This window comes from Myxococcus sp. NMCA1, from assembly GCF_026810205.1.
GTDB classification, from domain to species: domain Bacteria; phylum Myxococcota; class Myxococcia; order Myxococcales; family Myxococcaceae; genus Myxococcus; species Myxococcus xanthus_A.
The window spans coordinates 8,175,762-8,196,229 of record NZ_CP113950.1; the positions used below are offsets into that span (position 1 = coordinate 8,175,762).

The 20,468-nt window shown below is 68.4% G+C and carries 22 protein-coding genes and 1 riboswitch; of the genes, 17 read left to right on the forward strand and 5 right to left on the reverse strand.

Annotated elements, in window-relative coordinates; all coding sequences use genetic code 11:
* The first annotated feature begins 174 nt into the window (after positions 1-174).
* A complete protein-coding gene (locus tag OZ403_RS33765; RefSeq protein WP_140877376.1) occupies positions 175-1,512 on the forward strand; it encodes an AHH domain-containing protein in 1,338 nt (445 codons plus the stop codon).
* A gap of 14 nt (positions 1,513-1,526) precedes the next feature.
* Positions 1,527-2,102, forward strand: coding sequence for an imm11 family protein (locus tag OZ403_RS33770; RefSeq protein WP_140795330.1), 576 nt, complete (start codon positions 1,527-1,529; stop codon positions 2,100-2,102).
* A gap of 318 nt (positions 2,103-2,420) precedes the next feature.
* Here OZ403_RS33770 and OZ403_RS33775 read toward each other — a convergent pair whose 3' ends face one another.
* A complete protein-coding gene (locus tag OZ403_RS33775; RefSeq protein ID WP_140799995.1) occupies positions 2,421-3,656 on the reverse strand; it encodes a DUF1501 domain-containing protein in 1,236 nt (411 codons plus the stop codon).
* Positions 3,657-3,794: 138 nt separating this feature from the next.
* Positions 3,795-4,005, forward strand: a riboswitch (cobalamin riboswitch).
* Positions 4,006-4,273: 268 nt separating this feature from the next.
* On the opposite strand from OZ403_RS33775, the gene OZ403_RS33780 reads away from it, so the two are divergent.
* The 8 genes from OZ403_RS33780 to OZ403_RS33815 are packed head-to-tail and all read left to right on the forward strand — an operon-like array spanning position 4,274 to position 12,279.
* Entirely contained in the window at positions 4,274-5,638 is a 1,365-nt protein-coding gene (locus tag OZ403_RS33780; protein ID WP_140795332.1) for an aminotransferase family protein, read from the forward strand.
* On the forward strand, positions 5,635-7,194 hold the full coding sequence (locus OZ403_RS33785; protein WP_268782684.1) for an aldehyde dehydrogenase family protein: 1,560 nt from the start codon (positions 5,635-5,637) through the stop codon (positions 7,192-7,194). Before OZ403_RS33780 ends, OZ403_RS33785 begins: the two co-directional genes overlap by 4 nt.
* Before the next feature lie 21 nt (positions 7,195-7,215).
* Positions 7,216-8,595, forward strand: a complete 1,380-nt coding sequence (locus OZ403_RS33790; RefSeq protein WP_268782685.1) for an acetyl ornithine aminotransferase family protein — start codon at positions 7,216-7,218, stop codon at positions 8,593-8,595.
* 9 nt (positions 8,596-8,604) lie between these two features.
* Positions 8,605-9,513: a CoA transferase subunit A gene (locus tag OZ403_RS33795; protein ID WP_140799998.1), complete on the forward strand. Its 909-nt coding sequence runs from the start codon at positions 8,605-8,607 to the stop codon at positions 9,511-9,513.
* Entirely contained in the window at positions 9,503-10,276 is a 774-nt protein-coding gene (locus OZ403_RS33800; RefSeq protein ID WP_237079967.1) for a CoA-transferase subunit beta, read from the forward strand. The genes OZ403_RS33795 and OZ403_RS33800 overlap by 11 nt, the downstream gene beginning before the upstream one ends.
* Before the next feature lie 21 nt (positions 10,277-10,297).
* Positions 10,298-11,500, forward strand: a complete 1,203-nt coding sequence (locus tag OZ403_RS33805) for a thiolase family protein (RefSeq protein WP_140799999.1) — start codon at positions 10,298-10,300, stop codon at positions 11,498-11,500.
* Positions 11,497-11,832 carry a hypothetical protein gene (locus OZ403_RS33810; RefSeq protein WP_140800000.1) on the forward strand — a complete coding sequence of 112 codons (336 nt, stop codon included), beginning with the start codon at positions 11,497-11,499 and terminating at the stop codon, positions 11,830-11,832. The genes OZ403_RS33805 and OZ403_RS33810 overlap by 4 nt, the downstream gene beginning before the upstream one ends.
* A 15-nt stretch (positions 11,833-11,847) precedes the next feature.
* The gene (locus OZ403_RS33815) at positions 11,848-12,279 is read left to right on the forward strand and encodes an acyl-CoA thioesterase (protein WP_140800001.1); all 432 of its coding nucleotides are present in this window, start codon (positions 11,848-11,850) and stop codon (positions 12,277-12,279) included.
* A 45-nt stretch (positions 12,280-12,324) separates the two neighbouring features.
* Here the strand turns inward: OZ403_RS33815 and OZ403_RS33820 are convergent, their stop codons facing one another.
* From OZ403_RS33820 to OZ403_RS33835, 4 genes are all read right to left on the reverse strand, one after another.
* On the reverse strand, positions 12,325-13,260 hold the full coding sequence (locus tag OZ403_RS33820; RefSeq protein ID WP_140877386.1) for an alpha/beta fold hydrolase: 936 nt from the start codon (positions 13,258-13,260) through the stop codon (positions 12,325-12,327).
* On the reverse strand, positions 13,257-13,628 hold the full coding sequence (locus OZ403_RS33825; RefSeq protein ID WP_140800003.1) for a MerR family transcriptional regulator: 372 nt from the start codon (positions 13,626-13,628) through the stop codon (positions 13,257-13,259). Before OZ403_RS33825 ends, OZ403_RS33820 begins: the two co-directional genes overlap by 4 nt.
* Positions 13,629-13,674: 46 nt before the next feature.
* Complete coding sequence (locus OZ403_RS33830; protein ID WP_268782686.1) at positions 13,675-13,797, reverse strand: hypothetical protein; 123 nt, start codon at positions 13,795-13,797, stop codon at positions 13,675-13,677.
* Between the two features lie 122 nt (positions 13,798-13,919).
* The gene (locus OZ403_RS33835; protein WP_268782687.1) at positions 13,920-14,540 is read right to left on the reverse strand and encodes a hypothetical protein; all 621 of its coding nucleotides are present in this window, start codon (positions 14,538-14,540) and stop codon (positions 13,920-13,922) included.
* Positions 14,541-14,715: 175 nt separating this feature from the next.
* Between OZ403_RS33835 and OZ403_RS33840 the strand changes: the two genes are divergently transcribed.
* The 7 genes from OZ403_RS33840 to OZ403_RS33870 are packed head-to-tail and all read left to right on the forward strand — an operon-like array spanning position 14,716 to position 20,467.
* The gene (locus OZ403_RS33840) at positions 14,716-15,027 is read left to right on the forward strand and encodes an acyl carrier protein (protein WP_140800005.1); all 312 of its coding nucleotides are present in this window, start codon (positions 14,716-14,718) and stop codon (positions 15,025-15,027) included.
* Positions 15,020-15,502, forward strand: a complete 483-nt coding sequence (fabZ, locus tag OZ403_RS33845) for a 3-hydroxyacyl-ACP dehydratase FabZ (protein ID WP_140795342.1) — start codon at positions 15,020-15,022, stop codon at positions 15,500-15,502. Before OZ403_RS33840 ends, fabZ begins: the two co-directional genes overlap by 8 nt.
* 20 nt (positions 15,503-15,522) lie before the next feature.
* A complete protein-coding gene (locus OZ403_RS33850; RefSeq protein WP_140795343.1) occupies positions 15,523-16,293 on the forward strand; it encodes an MBL fold metallo-hydrolase in 771 nt (256 codons plus the stop codon).
* Positions 16,290-17,501: a beta-ketoacyl-[acyl-carrier-protein] synthase family protein gene (locus OZ403_RS33855; RefSeq protein WP_268782688.1), complete on the forward strand. Its 1,212-nt coding sequence runs from the start codon at positions 16,290-16,292 to the stop codon at positions 17,499-17,501. The genes OZ403_RS33850 and OZ403_RS33855 overlap by 4 nt, the downstream gene beginning before the upstream one ends.
* Positions 17,498-18,520, forward strand: a complete 1,023-nt coding sequence (locus OZ403_RS33860) for a beta-ketoacyl synthase N-terminal-like domain-containing protein (RefSeq protein ID WP_268782689.1) — start codon at positions 17,498-17,500, stop codon at positions 18,518-18,520. Before OZ403_RS33855 ends, OZ403_RS33860 begins: the two co-directional genes overlap by 4 nt.
* Complete coding sequence (locus tag OZ403_RS33865) at positions 18,513-19,697, forward strand: SDR family oxidoreductase (protein ID WP_268782690.1); 1,185 nt, start codon at positions 18,513-18,515, stop codon at positions 19,695-19,697. Before OZ403_RS33860 ends, OZ403_RS33865 begins: the two co-directional genes overlap by 8 nt.
* Positions 19,694-20,467, forward strand: coding sequence for an SDR family NAD(P)-dependent oxidoreductase (locus tag OZ403_RS33870; protein WP_268782691.1), 774 nt, complete (start codon positions 19,694-19,696; stop codon positions 20,465-20,467). The genes OZ403_RS33865 and OZ403_RS33870 overlap by 4 nt, the downstream gene beginning before the upstream one ends.
* The last annotated feature ends 1 nt before the right edge of the window (position 20,468 follow it).

The window sequence follows — 20,468 nt, forward strand, 5'->3', positions numbered from 1 at the left end:
GACGCGGAAGGGCCGTGGCGGCTCGACGTGAGTACGGACGTGGTCTGCGCAGGGGAGCGGCGGAGGAATGCCGCTCCCCTGTTTGCCCCGGACGGAGGTGCGGCGATCTGTCATTGACTCAAGGTATTGCTTGTTTGTGCCTGCCATTCGGTGGGCCCTCGCCAGGACCACCTCATGACGCCTCGCTGGGCAGTGCCGTTACTCCTTTTGATGATTGTCACTGGCTGCACTACGGGTCGGGCCGTGCGGCTGGATACTGGGCCTGACACCTTCGTCGTCACCCCACGCGAGGAACCAGGCTCCGAAGTGGGGGCGGCCGAGCTGGACGACGATGAATATGAGGAGGCAATCGCGGAGCTTGCCCGGGACGTGCGTCCCTGGCGCAACCCCATGCAGGAGGCCCGAGCCCTCTTCGGCGTGCCATCACGTGGTGGGGTGTACCGGTACGAGCAGCACCCCCTGCGGCTCATCCCTCAGCGGTCAGAGGATGCGGACGACCCCCACCTGCTGGAGTCCTACGCGGACGACGAGCTGACGCGCGCCTATGGCCAGTGGTGCAAGAGGAAGGACCAGCCTGGGGACTGCTTGCGGCTACTAGACGAGGGGCCGCTGCTGGCCAGTGACGGCAAATACACGTTGGCCTTGGCCATCGCCATGGACTCCGTGTGGGACGAGACTGCCGAGGCGTTGGAGGGCATGACGGACCCCAGTGCCGTGATGGCCACCATCACGTCGGCCGCGACGATGTACCTCCTGCTCTGGGCGCTACCTGAGCCCATCTCCAAGGGCGTGGCCGCGACCCTGACCGCCGTGGCCATGGCCTACTTGGGTGTGGACACGGTGTGGCGGTTGTTGGACGGGTGGCTGACCCTGGTGCGGACGGTGGAGCAGGCGACGACCTTCGAGCAGCTCAGTACCGCGGGCGAGACCTACGGAGAAGTCCTCGGGGAGAATGCGGCGCGCGTCTTCGTGATGCTGGCCACGGCCGCCATTGGAAACACCGCAGGGCTAGCCGCGAAGTCAGCGGGGTTGCCGGGCTCCGCGCAAGCGGCGATGGCTGTGGAGACTCAAGCGGGCATCCAGTACGCAGCGGTGGGCAGTGTGCGGTCCGTCGCCTTGACGGCGGAGGGCTTCACCGCTGCGCTCGCCCCCAACGCCGTCGCCATGGCAAGCCGGGGAAGGGGACAGCGTCACCACCTCGCCACGGACAAGAACGAAGTTTCCGCCCTGCGCGGCGGCCCCTGGACACCGCGTTTCCGAGACATCTTCAGGAAGGCCGGCATGGAGCTGAAGGACCCCGAGAACATCGTCGAGATCCCGGGTCACAAGGGGCCACACACCGAGCAGTATCACTCATTCATCCATAGACGGCTGCTTGATGCATTGGAGGACTGCCGGAAAGTGGCTGAGTGCCGAAAGGCGCTCACGGGTGAGCTGCGCCTGCTCGCCAAAGAAGCCCAGAATCGAGGAACGGAAGTCTACAGGCTTTTGATGAAACGGCCTGTGGGGTAGCTAGGAGGCGCACCATGCCGAAACGATCTCGATACTTCTGGCTCGACGACGAAATGAAGGGCGGAAACTGGTACCTCGGAGACCCGGTGGATAAAGCGGGCCACGAGGTCGAAGACATTTGGGAGTTCATCAAGGGGCGGCCGATCCGTCCTGCCGGTTGCATGACGTTCCCAATCCGGGAGGCAGGAAAGCGCAAGGACTACAGCACAGCAGGCGTCGGCAGAGCACCCATTGTCCACTTCAGGGTGGCCACCATCTTCGCGGAAATGGCCTCCAATGATGTGCAACTGATACCCGTGGATATCGAGGGCTGCCCAGACGAGTACCAAGTCCTGGTGGCGACAAAGCTTATCAAGTGCATCGACGAGAAGGCATCAAGAGAGATTCTGATTTGGAAGCCAGAGGATGGCCGACCGGAAAAAGTCGGCAAGTATCGAAGTGTGGCTGGTATGCGGATTGACCCCACGAAGGTGGGAGACGCCAAGGTCTTTCGCACGTGGGGGTGGACCGGGGCTCTCATTGTTTCGGAGGACATCAAGGCCGCCCTGGAGCGCGCGAAGGTCACGGGTGCTAAGTTCGAGGAAGTCTAGCCGGCACGGCAAGCCCGACGCCCTCTATCTGGACAACGGCGCCACCTACCGTGGCGACACGCTGACTACCGCCTGCGCGCGCCTGGGCCAGTGGCCAGCCTCTACGAAGTCAACGTCCGGCTGTGGGCCTTCCTCGACGCACACTACCACCAGACCGTGGCTTCAGTGTCGGGGGGCTCCCTGGAAACCGAGAAAGGCGAAACTCCATATAAATTTCGATAGCTGGCAGAGTTTGCATAACGCGCTGACAGCGAATTCACACGGCATGAACAAGCCACGGGAGCTGTCATCTTGGCGCCGAGACGCCGAGCGCAGCGCCTATCCAAACAGGCCCAGTGACGGAGGCGGAGTGAAGCCAGGGAATACCCTCGCCAACTCCACACCGGGCCGACAGGCACGTAGGGCTTCCGCCAACGGCGCGCGCACGTCCGTCCATGCAGGCACATCGCGCCCGTCCTGCAAGCGCTCCGGCACCAGCGAATCGAAGCGTCCGTACACCCTGCCGCCCTTCACGCCGCCGCCCAGCACCAGCATCGCGCTGCCCACACCGTGGTCCGTTCCGCGGCTGCCGTTCTCCCGCACGGTGCGGCCGAACTCCGTCAACACCACCACCATCACCTGCTCCAGCCGAGGCCCCAGGTCCGCGGCGAAGGCCGCGAGCGCACCTCCGAGTTCCTGACAACGGTTGGCGAATGCCCCTGTCGCGGCACCCTGGGCGGCATGCGTGTCCCAGCCGCCCGACTCCGTCGCCGCCACCTCCAGCCCCACTTCTCCGTGGATGAGCCGCGCGATGTCCCGCAGCCGCTGCCCGAGCGGCCCCTTCGGATACACCACCGTCGCGCGCGAAGGCAGCTTCGCCAGCCGGTCCTCGTCCAGCAGGGCCATCGCCTCGAATGCGCCCTGCCCTGTCGTCCGCAGCGCCTCGTCCACGGCGCCCGCGTAGAGCGCACTGAAGCCTCGGGTGGCTTCCTCCCCTCGGCGTCCGCCTCGCAACCGGAACTCCTCCAGCCGCCCCATGGCCAGCGCCCCCGCGTCTCCGAACAACGCTCGGGGCAGCGTGGGTTGCAGCGCCACGGCGCGCAGCGCGGCGCCCTCCTCTTCCTCCAGCGCGCGGTTGAGCCAGCCATCCGGCGTCGACTTGCGCCCTGGCGTTCCGGACTCCACGAAGTCCTGCGCGTCGAAGTGGGAGCGGACCGGCTCCGGCAGTCCCACGCCATGCAGCACCGCCAGCCGGCCGTCGTGCCACAGCGGCATCAGCGCATCGAGCCTCGGATGCAAACCGAACGGCCCTGACAGCTTCAGCGCGGCATCCGGCCCGCTTTCCCGCAGTGCCAGCGAAGGGCGCGCCCGGTGGTACGCCGCATCCTCGATGGGCGGCACCAGCGAGAGCCCGTCCACGCCTCCGCGCAGGAAGACTGTCACCAGCGTGCGGCGAGCGACTGACGCTGGACTGGCGGCGAGCGCCCGCCCCAGGAACCCCGGAGCACAAACGAGCCCCGCGCCCGTCACTCCCAGGGCGCGCAGCAGATGGCGGCGAGTCAGCGGTGCGGTCATGACGTCTGGAGCTCCGTAGTCGCGGCCCGTCTCCAGGCAGGAACACGCATCTCCACGAGAGGTTAACTCGCTCAACACCTCCAGCGGCCTTCCCTCGCGGCGCGTCCGCGCGCCTTGACAGTCCAAGAAGGCCGACAGTACATACGGCCCCATGTTGGTGCCTGGGCCTTGGCCTGGGCTTAAAAGGGAACCCGGTGTGAATCCGGGGCTGCCCCGCAGCGGTAAGTGAGAACGAACCTCGTCACACGCACTGGCTCCCCCTGGGAGCTGGGAAGCGACGAGCAGTAGGAACCCGGCTCCGGCCGGAGTGCTCACGAGCCCGAAGACCTGCCCGCATCCGTTCGTGGGAGAAATCCACGGACGGTTTCGACCTGGAGCCGCGTGGGACGGCCGGAAGGTCCGAGCAGCGCTGGAGCCTCCAGCCAGTCTTCGCGCGCGCCTCGGCTTTTCCGACCCAACCCCGCTCGTGTGTCCAGTCGCCCGTGGGGGCGAAGGTCGGTCCGTGGGCTCCTCCGGGGCCTGGTGTGCGCCGACACGCGTGCATCGTGACAACCCTTCTTCCACGCGGGAGCCCTGTCGGGCGACCTCGGTCGTCCGCGCTGCGTGGAGGACGGACGATGCGGGACGAAGGCAGGCAGGGCGTGCGCTACCCGCAAGGGAATGTGCTGCTGCGCAACCTCGCGCGCGATTTCCCCGTGGTGACACACGGCCAGGGCGTCCACCTCTTCGACGCCACCGGCAAGCGCTACCTGGACGCCTCCGCGGGCGCGCTCGTGGCCAGCGTGGGCCATGGCAACCGCGAGGTAGTGGACCGCATCCACGAGCAACTGCTGCGCGTCGCCTACGTCAACGGCACCCACTTCACCACCGAGGTGACGGAGCAGCTCGCCTCCCGTCTGTGCGCGCTCGCGCCACCGGGCCTGGAGCGCGCCGCGTTCCTGGGCTCGGGCTCCGAAGCGGTGGAAGCCTCGGTGAAGTTCGCCCGGCAGCTCTGCGTGGAGCGCGGGCAGCCCCAGCGCACGAAGGTCATCACGCGCGTGCCTGGCTACCACGGCAACACGCTCTATGCCCTCTCGCTGTCGGGACGGCCCCACTACAAGCAGTTCTTCGGCCCCATGCTGGCGGAGGTCGTCGCCACGCCCGCGCCCTACCCGTATCGCTCCGGCCTGGAGGACTATACACGCGACGGCGCGGAGCACTACGCGCGGATGTTGGAGGAGACGCTCCTCCGCGAGGGCCCGGACACCATCGCGGCCTTCATCGCGGAGCCGGTGATTGGCTCCTCCGCCGGAGCCTCCCCGCCACCGCCGGGATACTTCGAGCGCGTGAGCGCGCTGTGCCGGAAGTACGGCATCCTCACCATCGCCGACGAGGTCATGTGCGGCTGCGGACGCACCGGCCGCTTCTTCGCCAGTGACGTGTTCGACTTCACCCCGGACCTGCTGGTGCTCGGCAAGGGCATCAGCGGTGGCTACGCGCCGCTGAGCGCACTGCTCGTGCGGCAGGCGCACCTGGAGGAGATGCGGCAGGGCTCTGGCGGCTTCATGCACGCGCAGACCTACCTCCAGGCTCCGTCGATGACGGCAGCCGGGCTGGCGGTGCTCGACTACTACGAACGGCACGACCTGGTGGCGCACGCCGCGCGCGTGGGCGCCCACTTCCAGCGGCGCCTGCGCGAGACGCTGCTGCCCCTGCCCTACGTGGGCTCGGTGCAGGGCGTGGGACTGATGGCCGGCGTCGAGTTCGTGGAGGACATCGAAAGCCGCCGCCCCTTCCCCCGTTCGCGCAAGGTGGTGGAGGGACTGATGGCCGAGCTGTTCGAGCGTGGCCTCGTCCTCTGGTCCAACACCGGCCACGCGGACGGAACGAACGGGGACCTGCTGATGCTGGGTCCCCCGCTGGTCATCACCGAGGCCGAGGTCGACGCGCTGGTCGACACGCTCGCGCAGGGCATCAACCACTACTTCCGGAGGGAGCCATGAGTTTCCGCATCACCTACTCGGTGCTGGACGCAGACATGTCCACGCTGCACGCGCGCTTCGATGAGGCGCTCACCACCGTGCGCGGGCGCCTGGGCGAAGCGCTGCCGTCGTGGATCGCCGGCGAGGCATACCGGAGCGACGACCTCCTGGAGAGCCGCAACCCTGCGAGGCCGGATGAGCTGCTCGCCACCTTCCACCGCACGCCCGTCAGCGAGTTGGACCGTGTGGTGCGCGTGGCGCGAGACGCCCAGCGCGGCTGGGGCGCCACGGCCTGGGAGGAGCGGGTGCGCATCCTCCGCCGGGCCGCGGACCTCATCTCCGAGCGCAGCCTGGAGTTGTCGGCACGGATGACGTTGGAAGTGGGCAAGAGCCGGCTGGAGTCGCTGGGTGACGTGGAGGAGTCCGCGGACCTGCTGCGCTACTACGCCGGCCAGTTGGAGCAGGCGGAGGGCTTCGTCCGTCCCATGGCGCGCCTGTCGCCCAACGAGGACACACGCAGCGTCCTACGGCCCTACGGTGTCTTCGCCGTCATCTCGCCCTTCAACTTCCCACTGGCGCTCGCGGCGGGCATGAGCGGAGGCGCGCTCCTGGGTGGCAACACCGTCATCCTCAAGCCCAGCGAGGAGGCCCCCTGGTGCGCGGAGGGCCTGTACCAGGCGCTCGCGGACGCGGGCCTGCCCCCGGGTGTCTTCCAGGTGGTGCACGGCGAAGGTGAGGCGCTGGGCGCGGCGCTGGTGCGGCACCCCGGCGTGGACGGAGTGTCATTCACCGGCAGCAAGGCCGTGGGCATGAACCTCCACCAGGTGATGTCCACCGGCCGCGTGCGTCCGTGCTTCCTGGAGCTGGGTGGGAAGAACCCGGCCATCGTCTGCCGCGACGCGGACCTGGAGGCCGCCATTGATGGCTGCTTCCGCTCCGCCTTCGGCCTGTCGGGCCAGAAGTGCAGCGCGCTGTCCCGCATCTACGTGCACGAATCGCTGCTGAACGACTTCACCGATGGGCTGGCGAAGAAGGCCCGGGACGCGGTGGTGGGAGACCCGTCGCTGGCGTCCGTGTTCACCGGCCCCGTCATCAACGCGGCGGCGGTGCAGCGCTTCGAGCGCGCGGTGGACGAGGTGCGCCGCGACGGCGCCATCATCGCGGGTGGAGAGCGGCTGCGGCTGGAGGGCGCGCTCGCCAAGGGCCACTTCGTCGCCCCCACCGTGGCGGCGCTGTCGCACGGGCACCGGCTGATGCGGGACGAGCTGTTCCTGCCCTTCGTCGGGGTGACGGGCTTCAGCACGCTGGACGAAGCCCTGGGGATGGCGAACGACTGTGAGTACGGCCTCACCGCGGGCATCTTCAGCCGCGACGCCGCGGACGTGGAGCGCTTCATGGCCAAAGCCGAGGCCGGCGTCCTCTACGCCAACCGCCGCACCGGCGCGACGACAGGCGCGTGGCCCGGTGTGCAGTCGTTCTGTGGATGGAAGGGCAGCGGCGCGTCCGGCAAGGGCGGCTGCGGCCCCTACTACGTCGCCCAGTTCATGCGCGAGCAGGCGCAGACCCGGATGGGCTGAAGCCCCCGCCAGGAAGACCTCATGACCATGCTCTATCCCGAAGTGAAGGTGGCTCCTCCGGGGCCAAACGCGCAGGCCATCATCGCGGTGGACCAGCGCTACAGCTCACCCTCGTACATCAAGGAGTACCCGCTCGTCGTCGAACGCGGCGAGGGGCCATGGGTGTACGACGTCGACGGCAACCGCTTCCTCGACTTCATGGCTGGCATCGCCGTAGCGTCCACCGGCCACTCCCACCCCGCCGTGGTGAAGGCCATCCACGAGGCCGCCGACCGCTTCCTGCACATCTGCGGCACCGACTTCTACTACGACACCTTCTCCCGGCTGTGCGAGCGGCTCGCCAGCTACCTGCCGGAGATGGGGCCCAAGCGCGTCTTCCTGACGAACTCCGGCACCGAGGCGGTGGAGGGCGCGCTCAAGCTGGCGCGGCACCACACGCGCCGTCAGTACGTGGTGGCCTTCAAGGGCGGCTTCCACGGACGCACCATCGGCGCCATCTCCCTCAACTCCTCCAAGGTCGCGCAGCGCGCCTTCTTCGGGCCGCTGCTGCCCGGTGTCATCCACATCCCCTACGCGAACCCGTACCGTTGTCCCAACGGCTGCGCGCCCAACACGTGCGGCGACACGTGCAACCCGGCGCTGATGCTGGAGCGGGAGTGGTTCGTCAACCACGTGGACCCGCGAGAGGTGGCCGCCATCTTCGTGGAGCCCATCCTGGGTGAAGGCGGCTACGTCATCCCGCCGGCTTCGTTCCTCCAGCACCTGCGCCGCATCTGCGACGCCCACGGCATCCTGCTCGTCTTCGACGAGGTGCAGTCGGGCATCGGCCGCACGGGGAAGATGTTCGCGGCGGAGCACTTCGGCGTGATGCCGGACATCCTCCTGTCCGCCAAGGGCATCGCCTCCGGCATGCCGCTGGGCGCCATCATCGCCCGTGAGTCGGTGATGACATGGCCGCGCGGCTCGCACGGCAGCACCTACGGCGGCAACCCCGTGTGCTGCGCGGCGGGGTTGGCCACGCTGGACGTGGTGGAGGGGCTGCTCGACTCCGTGCGCGACACTGGCGAGCACCTGCTGCGCGGCCTGCGCGAGCTCCAGGCCCGCTTCCCCGTCATTGGCGACGTCCGGGGCGTGGGCCTCATGGTGGGCGCGGAGTTCGTGGACCCGGCGACGCGCGAGCCCGCCAGCGCCTACGTGGCCGAGCTGGAGCAGCTCGCCTTCCGCAAGGGACTGCTGCTGCTGTCATGCGGCAAGTCCACCATCCGCTTCGCGCCGCCGCTCGTCGTGGGCCGGCACGAGGTGGACGTGATGCTGCGCATCCTCGAGGAGTGCCTGGTCGAGCTGGCCCTCCCGCGTGCGTCCCCTCTCCCGCAACCCGCCGCAGCGAGTGTGAAGCTCTGAGGCCGCGAGATGAACAAGCTCTGTTCCATGAAGGAAGCCATCGCCGAGTCCGTGAAGGACGGCAGCTCGCTGGTGATTGATGGCTTCACGCACCTCATCTGCTTCGCGGCGGGCCATGAAATCATCCGCCAGGGACGCCGGGGCCTCACGGCCATCCGCCTCACGCCGGACCTCGTCTATGACCAGCTCATCGAGGCGGGCGCGGTGCGCAAGCTCGTCTTCAGTTGGGCGGGCAACCCGGGCGTGGGCAGCCTCCACGCGCTGCGCCGGCGCAGCGAGGCGTCGTCTCCCGAGCGCCTGGAGTTGGAGGAGTATTCCCACTTCGGGCTGCTGTCCCGCCTGCTCGCGGGCAGCGCGGGTCTGCCCTTCTGGCCGCTGAACAACTACGCCGGTGGCGACATCGCCCGCGTGAATCCGTCCATCAAGGCGGTGACCTGCCCCTTCACCGGGCAGGAGCTGGCCGCCGTCCCCGCGCTCCGGCCCGACGTGGCCATCATCCACTGCCAGCGCGCCGACACGGAAGGCAACGCGCAGGTGTGGGGCCTGCTGGGCTCCCAGAAGGAAGTGGCCTTCGCCGCGAAGAAGGTGATTGTCGTCGCGGAGGAGATTGTCTCCACCGAGCTCATCCGCAAGGACCCCAACCGCACGCTGGTGCCCGGCATCATCGTCAGCCACGTGGTGCACGAGCCGTGGGGCTGCCACCCCAGCTTCGTGCAGGGGTTCCATGACCGCGACAACGACTTCTACGTGAAGTGGGAGGACATCTCCCGCCAGCCGGAGACGTACCGCGCCTGGCTGGAGGAGTTCGTCTACGGCGTGAAGGACCGGCAGGGCTATCTCGCGCGGCTCGAAACAGGGCTGCTCGACAAGCTGCGCGCGAAGGCGCGCGTCTGCGAGGGAGTGGACTATGGCTACTGAGCTTCCGGCGACGCCCACCGCCTCCGAGCGGATGGCCTATCGCGCCGCGCAGGAGTTGCGGGACGCGGACGTTGTCTTCGTGGGCATCGGCCTGCCCAACCTCGCGTGCAACCTGGCGCGGGAGACGCACGCCCCGGGCCTGTTCATGATCTACGAATCCGGCGCGGTCGGTGCCATTCCAGAGCGGCTGCCGGTGTCCATTGGCGACCCGTCACTGGTGACGGACTCGCTGGCCGTCGTCGGGCAGGCAGACATCTTCCAATGCATGCTCCAGCGGGGGCTCATCGAGGTGGGCTTCCTCGGCGGCGCGCAGGTGGACCGATGGGGGAACATCAACACCACCGTCATCGGTGACTACGCGAACCCCAAGGTGCGGCTGCCCGGCAGCGGAGGAGCGTGTGAAATCGCCGTCCACGCGCGGCGGCTGCTCATCGTCATGCGGATGAGCAAGCGCACCTTCGTGGAGACGTGCGACTTCGTCACCAGCCCGGGCCACCGGGTCCATGGGAAGAGCCGCGCGGAGTTGGGCATGCCCGGCGGTGGCCCCACCCGCATCATCACCGACCTGGGCGTACTCGACTTCGACGCCACCGGCGAGGCGGTGCTCGCCGAGGTGTACGCCGGCGTGACGGTGGACCAGGTGCGCGCCGCGTGTGGCTGGCCCCTGCGCGTCGCCGATTCCCTGCGGATGGCGACCGAGCCCGACACGGCCGTGCTGCGCCTGCTGCGCGAGAAGCTCGACCCGAAGCGTCTCTACCTCTAGCGAACGACCCACGGAGCCTTCATGAACGACGCCTTCATCGTCGACGCGGTCCGTACTCCCATTGGCCGGTTCCGAGGCGCCCTCAAGGGTGTCCGGCCGGACGACCTGGCCGCCCACGTCCTCCGCGCGCTGCTCCAGCGCAACGCCCTGGACGGCGCGCGGGTGGACGAGGTGTTCCTCGGCTGCGCCAACCAGGCGGGCGAGGACAACCGCAACGTGGCGCGGATGGCGCTGCTGCTGGCCGGGCTGCCCGACACGGTGCCCGGCGTCACCGTCAACCGGCTGTGCGCCAGTGGCCTGGAGGCCGTCATCCAGGGCTGCCGCATGATTCAGGTGGGCGAGGCCGACATCGTCCTCGCGGGCGGCGTGGAGTCCATGACGCGCGCGCCGTGGTCCATGCCCAAGCCCGAGGAGGGCTTCCCGTCCGGCAAGTGGGAGACGTGGGATACAGCACTGGGCTGGCGCTATCCCAACCCGCGCCTTGCCGCCCGCTTCCCGCTGGAGCAGATGGGCGAGACGGCGGAGAACGTGGCGGAGCAGTACGGCATCTCCCGCGAGGCGCAGGACGGCTTCGCGCTCGCCTCGCACCGCAAGGCCGTGGCGGCCCAGGCGGCGGGCTGCTTCGCGAACGAGCTCGTCCCCGTGGAGGCGCCTCAAGGCAAGGGCGCGGCCCTGCGCGTGGACACGGATGAAGGGCCCCGCGCGGACACCTCCCTGGAGCGGCTGTCCACGCTGAAGCCGGCGTTCCGACAGGGCGGCAGCGTGACGGCGGGCAACGCTTCCACCCTCAATGACGGCGCGTCCGCGGTGCTGCTGATGAGCGGGAAGGCCCTGCGCGCCACCGGAGCCACACCGCTGGCGCGCTACGTGAGCAGCGCGAGCGCGGGCGTGGACCCTCGCTACATGGGCATGGGCCCCGTACCCGCGTCGCGCAAGGCGCTGGAGCGCGCGGGATGGGCCGTGGATGCCGTGGACCTGGTGGAGCTGAACGAGGCGTTCGCCGCGCAGGCGCTTGCCTGCATCCAGGAGCTGACGTTGCCGCCGGAGCGCGTCAACGTCCACGGAGGCGGCATCGCCCTGGGGCACCCGCTGGGCTCCAGTGGCGCTCGCATCGTCACCACGCTGGTGCATGCGATGAAGCGACAGGACGTCCGGCGCGGGATGGCGACGCTCTGCGTGGGAGTCGGCCAGGGGCTCGCGCTGACGCTGGAGCGCGGCTCGTGAGCGCGCACGGCTCGAACGGAGCGCTCCGCATCTTCCTCGACACGGAGGCCGCGCCCCGCACCTGGGGCTACCGCATCACGGGCACCGGCCCAGAATCGGGCGTCATCGACTCGCTGGATGCGCTCGCCGATGTCCTGTCACGCCATGGCGACCTGCTGACGGACCTGCCCTGGACCGAGCTGCCGACCTTCGGCGGGCCGCCGCCTCCCCACACCACCGACGTGTGGAGCTGGGATGCACAGCGGCTGCTGGTCGGCACGCGCCCTGACCTGCTGCGGCTCATTCCTCGCGACAGCCCGGATGTCCCACGCCGCGAACTTCCTTCCCTCTGAACCCCAGGACCCTGCATGACACCCGAGCCCTCCCCCAAGCAGCGCATCGAAGCGGGACACATCACCGAGGTCAGCCTCATCGAGATGGTCTTCCCGGAGCAGACGAACCACTACGGCACCCTCTTCGGCGGACAGGCCCTGGCCCTCATGGACAAGGCCGCCTTCATCGGGGCCTCGCGCTACGCACGGCGCACCGTCGTCACCGCCAGCAGCGAGCGGGTCGACTTCCATGTCCCGGTGCGGCAGGGCCAGCTCGTGGAGCTGGAGACCCGCATCGTCGCCACGGGCCGCACGTCCATGACGGTGGAGGTGGACCTCTACGCGGAGGACCTGCTCACCGGGGACCGTCAGCTCGGAACGAGGGGCCGCTTCGTGCTCGTCGCGCTCGACGCCCACGGCAAGCCCACAGGCGTTCCGCCATTACAGCCTCCGGCGACGACGGAGTAGGAGCACACCGCGCCCGCCCCGTGACGCTGGCCGCCCCCGGCCGCCTCAGCGCAGCCCGTCCAGGAGCGTCGCGAGCTTCTCCGGCTGCGACGCGAAGGGCGAGTGCGAAGCCTCCAGCGATTCAACGGTGAAGGCGTTGCCTGGCGTGAAGGCGTTGGCCTCGCGAATCATCAGGTCCTGGAGCGCGGGGGCCAGAGCACGGTCCTGAGCGCAGCGGATGTAACTGCGAGGAATGCGCCCCCAGCGCGCCTTCGTCACGCCCACCTTGGACGTCCAGAGTGACAAGGGGAGGTCCGGCGTCAGGGAGAGCGCGAAGGGCAGGAAGTCCGCCATGGGCACATCCTGGTAGTACGCCGCGCGCAGGGCCTCCAGATACTCCGGCCCGCCGCGCGGGTTGATGCGCACCGCGCCCAGCTTTCCCGGGTCGCCGACGAAGAGCGTCTCCCCATAACCGGTACGCGCCTCCGGCAGTGGGTCATAGCCGCTGGCGCTCCCCAGGCGCACTGGACAATACGCGCTCAGGTAGACGAGCCGGCCGATGAGCTGCGGCGCCAGCTCGCCTGCCCGGGTGATGACGGTGCCACCCGCGCTATGGCCCACGAGTACGGGCTTTGCCCCTCCTGCCCCCGGCTGCAGCTTCTGCAGCGCGGCCACCACGGAGGCGGCGCAGTCCTCCAAGGTGACGTCCGCCTGCGGGGAACGCTCCTGGGCGAAACCCGCCGCATCGCCTGACACATAGGCCGAGGGGAAGCGCGCGTTGAGGCCATGCCCGGGCAGGTCGATGGCCACCACCTGGTGACCTCTTCCGGAGAGCGCCTCGGTGACACGCGTCCAGTGCAGGGCGTTGTGCCACGCGCCATGCACCAGGAGGAAGGTGCGCCGGGACGACTTGCCTCGCGCGGGCGATGCCGCGAGAGCGCCCTGCATCGACAGCAGGCCCGACCCTACGAGGGCCGTCTTCATCACGTCGCGCCGGTTCATGCGGACCTCACACGGTCAAGGGGATGGGCATTCGCGTCGAGCGCCCGAGCGAGCCGCTCCCGGCGCCCCGAGAGTTCCAGGAGCTGCTGATCGAACTCCGCCAGCCGCTTGCGGTGGAGCGCGAGCGCCTGCGGGCAGATGGCGCGCGTGACCTCACGGAGCATGCAGCGCGGAAAGGTGTTGATGTCCTCCAGGGAGAAGCCCAGGCGGATGAAGTGGGCCACCTGCATCACCCGAGGCACCGACTCCGCGTCGAAATCCCGGTAGCCATTCGCGCGCCGGCTCGAGAAGAGGAGCCCCGCCTTCTCGTAGTGGCGGATGGAGCGCGCACTGCAGCCCGTACGCCGGGCGAGTTCTCCGATGTTCATCCGACCTCCTGGAGACGAACGCTAGTCCCTGCCACCAGTGTCAAGGTCAAGGCCCGCTGCGCTTGGGCGGGTAGTCGAAGGACTCCTTGGCGACGACCTGCGCGGAGGCGGCCCAAGGTGCCGTCAGCATCGCCACACAGCAGAGGAGCATGCGCTTCATCGCGTTCATGTCGAAACCTCGGGGAGATGGGGCATGCCCCACCGCATCAACCCTGGCCGTCGCATGGGGTGGCGTCAAGCCACGTCAGGTGGCGAAGCTCCTCACTTCGCGCACGGTTCCGATGACAGCCGTCAGTGGCCGAGGTCGAACACCAGCTCTGCCTCGATGCGCTCCCCCTGACAGGGGCCTTCGCTTGGGACGTCGGCCCGGAGCGAGAGACGGCCCCGGAGTTTCGGAGGATCATCGAGCACCAGTTCCCCACGCATCTGCTGGGGCGTCTGTTCGATGAACTGCGACGCCTCGTCACAAACCGTCCATGTCCACGCCGAAACGATTGCCGGTGCGTTTCCCTCCTGCGCGGTGAACTCGGCGGTTCCGATGGAACCGTACGCCAGGGGGATTGCGGTGCCCGCGATGGTCAGTGTCACGGGGCCGGTGCCCAGGGCCGTGGGGTCGAGTCGCACTTCCATGCAGGACTGGGAGGTGCCGTCGGCGTCGGAACCCGTCTGCCCATGGAATCCGCACACGGTCATCTGCTTGAGCCCCGCGCTGCCCGCACCGTCTTCGGTGATGACATGCGAGCCAGGGTCTGCAGTGAACTCCTTCCAGGCTTCGCCATGGCGGGCGCGCATGGTGAGGTTCCAGATCGGGTCCTCCCCACCACAAGCGGAGAGCATGAACAGCAGCGCAAGCGAACAAGCCGGCGTGAAGAAACGGGACGACTGGGCGACTGGGGTCATGTCGGAAGGCATCGCTAGCACGACGTCTTGCGTTTGAGCCGCGAAGCAGAGACTCAGCGCGCCACCCACGCAGTCACTGCGCCAATCCTGACTTCCGAGAAACCAACCACGTCAGCCCAGGCTCCCAACCTATCCGGCGATGTCAGAGGGCTCCGCTACGTTGGCTTTTCAACACCAGGAGAAGCGGATGCAACTCGACAGCACGGAATTGAAGAACGGCCTCAAGGCCATGATCGTTGACCGCCTGCGGCTGGACATCGACCCCGCGAGCATTCCGGACGGGGCACCGCTGTTCGGGAGCGACGCTCAGGATGGTGAGGCCGGTGGCCTGGGTCTCGACAGCGTCGAGGCCTTGGAAATCGTGGTCGGCATCGAGGAGAAGTGGGGCGTCGTCATCGCGGATGACAGCGTCGCCAAGGAGTTCCACTCCATCGACACGCTCGCGGCGCTGGTCAGCCGGCTCATCGCTGAAGGTGGGAAGAAGGCCGCCTGTGCCTAGCCAGCAGGCAGCAACGCCCGCCAAGCTCGGCATCCAGGAGCTTCTCCAGCTCCTGCCGCATCGCTATCCGATGCTCATGGTCGACCGGATTGACGGCTTGGAACCCGGCGTGTTCGCCGAGGGAATCAAGTGCGTCACGGCGAACGAGCCCTTCTTCCAGGGGCACTTTCCCGAACACCCCATCATGCCCGGCGTGCTGATCGTCGAATCCATGGCCCAGGTGGCGGGCGTCATGCTGCGCACGAGGAGCCGTCCGGACCTTGTGCCCGTGGAGCCGGCGGAACAGAAGCCAGCGCGGCCGGGCGTGATGGCCAACATCCACCGGATGCGCTTCCGTCGCCCTGTCGTTCCGGGCGATCAGCTCCGTGTCCGGGCCACGCACCTCAAGAGCCTCGGCACCATCCATCACGTGAAGGTCGAAGCGCGGGTGGGCGAAGAGCTGGTCGCCGACGGCGAATTGATGCTGGGCGCCTAGCCCCAAGGAAACCCATCGCCATGTTCTTGAATGTGCTGCTCCAGGGGAGCGGCTTTCCACGGCTGCGCTCCACTGTCACCCTCGTGCAATCCCAACAGCGAAACATCCTGGTGGACAGCGGTCTGTGCGACGACGCGGAACGCCTGGTGCTGGCACTCAAGGAACGCGGCCTGACACCGGATGACGTGGACGTGGTCGTCGCCACCCACCTTCACTACGACCACTGCGGCAATCACCTGCTGTTCCGCAACGCGCGGTACGTCGTGGGTGCCAAGGACTTCGTCGAGAACGCGCACTTCATCGAGGCGTATCACCAGGACCACACCCCTGGGAAAGCCGCGACCTCGGAGCTGCTGCGCGAGCATTACCAGACGGTGAAGGAGTTCTATGTCCGGTCCATCGTACGTGAGGTGACTCGAAACATCGGGTTCTACAACCGCGTGCTCGAACGTGACTCGCGCTTCGTCCCTGTCGACGGCAGCCATTGGCTGACGGAGGAGGTCGAGGTGCTGCCCACGCCGGGCCATACCCATGGACATATCTCCGTCGTCGCGCACCGCGCCCGCACGGACGATGAGGGCACGCCGCGAAAAATTCTCATCGCGGGGGATGCGCTCTTCACACGGAAGACCTTGGTGGAGAACGCCGAGCGGGAGCTCCAGCTCGCGCAGGACACCGAGCTCTACAGCCACACCCGCCGCAAGCTCCTCCGCGAATACCGCCACATCATCCCGGGCCACGACTGTCTGGTGGACACGGCGCCGTCCGAGCCACTGGAGAAGCTCTCGTGAGCCCCCATCGCGTCGTCATCACGGGCCTTGGCGTGACGGCCGCCAATGCGCTGTCCGCCGACGAGCTCGCCCAGGCCCTGGCGAACCGCCGCAGCGGCATCCGGCGGGCCGCCCCGTTCGACATCGAAGGCCGGACGTACTCCGCGGGCGTGGTGGACCTGCCAGACAAGGCGCCCGACGACGGGGTGGACCGGGTGTCGAAGCTGGCCCTCCACGCCGCGGAGCAGGCCCTTCACGACAGTGGGCTCGAAGCCCAGGGGAACTGGCGGGAGGAGACGGGGGTCATGCTGGGCACGAGCCGTGGGCCCGCCTTGTCCCTCGAACAGGTCATTCGCTTCGGAGGTGATGAGCACGCTCGCCGAAGACACTTCGGGGAGGTTCCCTTCTCCTCCATCGCGCGGAACGTCGCGGACCGGTTCGGACTGGGCGGCATCCTGTCCACCGTCACCATGGCCTGCGTGTCCAGCAGCCTCGCCATGGGCCGGGCACTGGACGAAATCCGTCAGGGCCGGGCCTCCGTGATGCTGGCGGGAGGGGCGGATGCACTGACCCTGCTCAGCTTCAGTGGCTTCTCCGTCCTGCGTGCCATGACGCCCACGGTGTGCCGCCCCTTCGACCATCGGCGCAATGGGATGGTGCTCGGCGAGGGCGCGGGCATCCTCGTGCTCGAGGAGCTGGACCACGCGCGCCAGCGGGGCGCTCGAATCCATGCGGAGCTGTGCGGCTGGGGAACGGCGGGTGATGCCCATCACCCCACCAGCCCGCATCCCGAGGGCCGGGGGCTCCAACAGGCGATGACGCTCGCCTTGCGACAGGCGGGACTGACGACGGAGCAGATCGACTTCGTCAACCTCCACGGAACCGGGACGCCGGCCAATGACCCCGCGGAGTGCCACGCCCTGCGAGGTGTCTTCGGTGCGCGAGCCACGTCGGTGCCGGTCAACTCCCTCAAGCCCTACTTCGGCCACACGCTGGGGGCCTCCGGCGCGCTGGAGCTCATTGGCTCCGTGCTGGGCATGGCTCGTGACTTCCTCCCGCCTACCCTCAACTGCGAGGAACTGGACCCGAAGTGCGACGTCGATGTGGTGCGTGGCGAGGGCCGCGCCCAACGCATCGACACGCTGATGAGCACCAAGTCCGCGTTCGGCGGGGCGAACGTCGCCCTCATTGCCCGGCGCTTTCCAGAGACAGGGAGGGCGGCACGATGAGCCGGCGCATCGTCATCAGCGGGCTCGGCGCGGTGTGTCCCCGGGCCACGGGACCTACAGCACTCTGGGAGCTCTTCTCCCGAGGCGATGCGGGCCCACCGTCCTCCTTGGCGGAGCGCATTCCCGACGCGGCGTTCGTGAAGCAGTCTTCCCAGCTGCGACACATGGACCGGCTCGGGCGCATCGCGCTCACCGCGACCACGCTTGCCATCGAGGATGCCGGGCCCGGCAATCCCCTCCAGACAGGCATCGCGTTCGGCTCCGGCTACGGCTGCCTGCCCACGAACGAGGAGTACCTGGAAGGCATCCTGGAGCGAGGCGGCCGCTATGGAAACCCGGTGGTGTTCCAGAACACCGTCACCAACGCGGCGACTGGCTACATCTCCATGGTGCACGACCTTCGCGGTCCCACCGCGACCCTGTGCTCGGGCCACGCCGCGGGGCTGGAGGCGCTTCGCTTCGGCTGCCAGCAAATCGAGGAGGGCCAGGCGGAGCGGATGGTGGTGGTGGGCGCGGACACCCTGAGCCCCATGCTCCTGGCGGGCCTCGCCCTGCCTGAGGCCACACGGGTGAGTGAAGCGGCGTGCGCCCTGGTCCTGGAGGAGCACACGCGGGCCCTGACGCGCGGCGCACACCGCCACGCGGAAGTCCTGGGCACCGGGCACCGGGGAGGCTCGCTCACGAACCAGGTGCACACGCTGGCTCGCGCGGTGCGGGACGCGATGCACATGGCCCGAATCGAGCCCGAGCAACTGGGCGCCGTCTTCTCCTATGCTAGCGGCCGAGGAGACTTCGACGGATGGGAGCAGCGTGGGCTGCACGAAGCCCTCGGGGCGCACGCGGCGAAGGTGCCCGTGAGCTGTCCCAAGGACGTGCTTGGAGAGACGTTCAGCACGGCGGGCATGCTGGCGGTCGTGCTGGCCACGCGGGCCCTCGATAAGGGATGCGCGCTGGTCACCGCCCTGGGGGGTGAGGGCTGCGCCCTGGCCGTGGTGCTGCGCGGGGGTGCTCATGACTGAGCACCCCATGGCCCGCATCTACGGCGGGACACCGCACCGGTTCCCCATGCTGCTGGTCGACGCGGTGGAGGCGCTCTCACCGGGCTTTGGCAGGACGTTCAAGCAGGTCTCCGGCAACGAGATGATGTTCGAGCGTTTCGGAGACGCGCCCCCCGCCCTGCCCTCCTGCCTGCTGGTGGATGCCCTGGGACAGGTCGCCATCATGCTCCTGCGCGAGCCCGACGAAGTCACACCGTCGGTCTGGTACCTCGGCGGCATCGAGGCAATGACATTTCACACACCCATCCCGGCCGGCAGCGTCCTGCGGATGGAAGCCAACATTCTCAAGCGGTGGCGGACCACGGTGCGCGTCGAGGTCAAGGCCTGGGCGACGCTGTCCCGGCCGCCAGCGGCGTCATGGTGCTTTCCCAGAGAGGTTCGAAGTCACATGAGTCACCCTGAAACAAACACACCCTTCCTGAACGGCTTGCTCCACCAGCAGGTGGTGCTGGTCACCGGAGCGGGACAGCCCATCGCCAATGCCATTGCACGGCGCCACGGGAAGGCCGGGGCACGTCTGGCCCTGGTGTTCCTACCGGAGCACGAGGCAGAGGCAACGGCGCTCGCCAGGGAGCTGAGCGCGGAGCTGGCCCTGGCCTGCGAGTCTTCTGACGCACAGGCGGTGGGCACGGTGGTCCGCCGCGTCGCCACGGAATTGGGCCGCATCGACCTGCTCATCAACGCGTCATTGAGCCGCGCGGCCGGTCGACTCAGCGACTTGTCCGCCGAGCAGTGGAAGGCCGTGCTCGACCGCCAGTTGAGTGGGACAGCGTGGTTCTGCAAGGAGGTCATCCGCCCGATGATGCGCAAGCGCTCGGGGCGCATCGTCAACCTGCTGGATGCCGCTTCCGGAGGCGCGAGCCGAGTGGCCGCCGAAGGCATCACCGCGATGACGCGCGCGCTGGCGAACGAGGTGGCCCGGCAGGGCATCTCCGTGAACACGCTGGCGGTCCAACTCCTGGAAGAAGAGACAGCACACCTCTCCCCGGCGCAGCGCGAGCGGCTCGATGGCGAGCTGGGTCCTCTGGGGAGGCTCGGGAGCGCGGAGGAGATTGCGGAGGCCGTGCTCTTCCTCGGCTCGAGCGCGGCGAACCTCACGACGGGTCAGCGCCTGTCTGCCACCGGAGGTCTGTGGTGAGTGAATCCCAGGCAACACGTCAGCGGTTCCAGCAGCAGACGGTCATCATCACGGGCGGCTCGCGTGGCATTGGCAAGGCCATTGCCCTCGCCTTCGCCGCGGAGGGCGCGGACATCGTCCTCAACTACGGGAGCAACGCAGAGGCCGCGCGTCAGGCTGCCGCGGAGGTCGAGGCGAAGGGCCGCCGCTGCGTGCTGGTCCCCGGCTCGGTCGCCAGCCCCGACGTGCCGGGGCAGCTCCGGGAGGCGGCGCTCGCGAACTTCGGCCGCATCGATGTGCTCGTGAACAACGCCGGCATCAGCCGGGATGGGCACCTGATGATGCTCCAGGCCGCGGCCTGGCGGGAGACGGTGGACGTCAACCTCTACGGCGCGCTCGCATGCTGTCAGGCGGTCATCCCCACCATGGTGCAGCAAGGCCGTGGCACCATCATCAACATGTCCTCCTCCGCCGGAATCCGGGGACGCGCGGGACAGGTGCCCTACGCCGCGACCAAAGGAGCCTTGATTGGGCTGACGCAGGCGCTGGCGGGGGAGCTGGGGCCGCATGGCATCCGGGTGAACTGCGTGGCGCCTGGCTTCGTGGAGACGGAGATGGTCGCGGGACTGATGAACCGTCCCGGCGTCCGTGAGGGCTTCATCCAGGCCACCCCCATCCGCCGGCTTGGCACCGTGGAGGATGTCGCCAACGCCACGCTCTTCCTGGCGTCGCCAGAGAGCGCCTACGTGGTGGGCGACGTGCTGCGCGTGAATGGCGGGCTGGTGCTGTAGC